General features: G+C 58.9%; 2 protein-coding genes. Both read right to left on the reverse strand.

The annotated features are described in order from the left end of the window. Nucleotides 1-74: 74 nt before the first annotated feature. A complete protein-coding gene (locus tag AWB67_RS37595; RefSeq protein WP_087660833.1) occupies nt 75-566 on the reverse strand; it encodes an acyltransferase family protein in 492 nt (163 codons plus the stop codon). Between the two features lie 87 nt (nt 567-653). Then, the gene (locus AWB67_RS37600; protein ID WP_087660834.1) at nt 654-860 is read right to left on the reverse strand and encodes a hypothetical protein; all 207 of its coding nucleotides are present in this window, start codon (nt 858-860) and stop codon (nt 654-656) included. Nucleotides 861-1,502: the final 642 nt, after the last annotated feature.

Here is a 1,502-nt window from a genome sequence, read left to right on the forward strand (position 1 = left end):
CTGGGAGTTTCGCAACTGCTTATCTGCACCTATCCGCACGCTGCGCTTGGCTTCGCGCGATTCTGCAAGACCGACTAAGTATGGCGAATCAGGTCTGAAATGCTTTCGCCCTGATGAAAGTGTGTCAGCGCGAGTGCGGTGAAGATAACCAGCGCCGCACTGACCACATACATCGGCACCATGCGACGCAGACGCGACACGTAGAAGCGATAGCTGTCCAGGTGTCCGAGCGCATCGAGGGCGCGGCTCCAAAATAGAAAAGCCGTGATCATGAAGAAAAACGCCACCGATCCGCGGCCGAGAAACGTCGTCAGTCTCGACGCGGTCAGGCCCCACACGCCCGTTTGATAATAGTGAAGGTTGATAATAATGTGATGAAACACGACGCCTAGCGCCAGATAGCCGCGCAAGCCGTCGATCGCGTGAAAGCGCTTTTGCGAGATTTCCTTCGCAACCAGGGTGGAGTAGAACGCCGAAGCGCGGACGATGGCGGTCGCCAGTCCGAAAGCCACAAGTCCGACTAGAAGAACTGGAATGCCCGGGGCATGGATAACGGGATCTGGCATGTCTGAGAGGGTCGTTGAAACGCGGTTGATGCGGCGTCTAGTGCGATTCGCCTGTCTGCCACGGCGCAGCGCAACAGCGCCTGTTCATTAATGTTTCGCCGCAATGCTGAGCGCGCTTGCGGGCGGAAACGCGAAATGGACCACGTCGCCATCGCGCGAAACGACCGTCGAATCCGCGGCGGAAGAAGATATCACGGCCGGCTTCAGCATCATGCCGAGCAGCAACAAGACCGCGGCTCCTCTGCCGATCCACGTCCTCCCTCGCGCGATGGCGAACAGCAAGCCGACGGCCATGCATAGTTCCGGCAGAAAAACATAACGTGCGCCATAGCCTGCCAATGTACGAGTTCATCCGGCGTGCCTTGCCGGAAAACGCCGACGACCCATAGCATGGCCGCCAACGCGAAGAGGGGCGCCGCGACTCGTGTCGCGTTCCGCCCGTTTAGGCAGGCAAGCGAACCCAGCGCGACGATGATCGCGACGCGAAACGGCGGGGGCGCATCTGCCCTGACGGCGTGCGGCCAGAACACCTCGTAGAGCGCGCCACGAAGATAATCCGCGATCCAGTGAAAACCCGCGAACGAGGCTGCGTGCGCTGGCGCATGACCCGTCGCGTAGGCCGAAAGCTGCAACGCACATGCAAGGAAATAAGGCGCGAGAGACAGGCGCCCTCGCGACTTTCCGAGCAGCAACACGGCTATGACCGCAGGCAGCAACATGACGCCGAATGGCCCGGTCGCGCAAAGCACGAAACTGGCGAGCCGGCGTCCGGGCGAATCGTGTCCAGTGCACAGATCCGTATGCGTCTCACGTCGCTTGCAATTACCCACAACTCCAAGAGAAGTTATGTTAACCTCGTATAGATTAGTCATCCTATGGAAAGATAATGACTGGTAATGTGCGAGTAGATGACGAGGACTGGATCAATAGAGAGAC

Source organism: Caballeronia terrestris (genome assembly GCF_001544515.1).
GTDB lineage: Bacteria > Pseudomonadota > Gammaproteobacteria > Burkholderiales > Burkholderiaceae > Caballeronia > Caballeronia terrestris.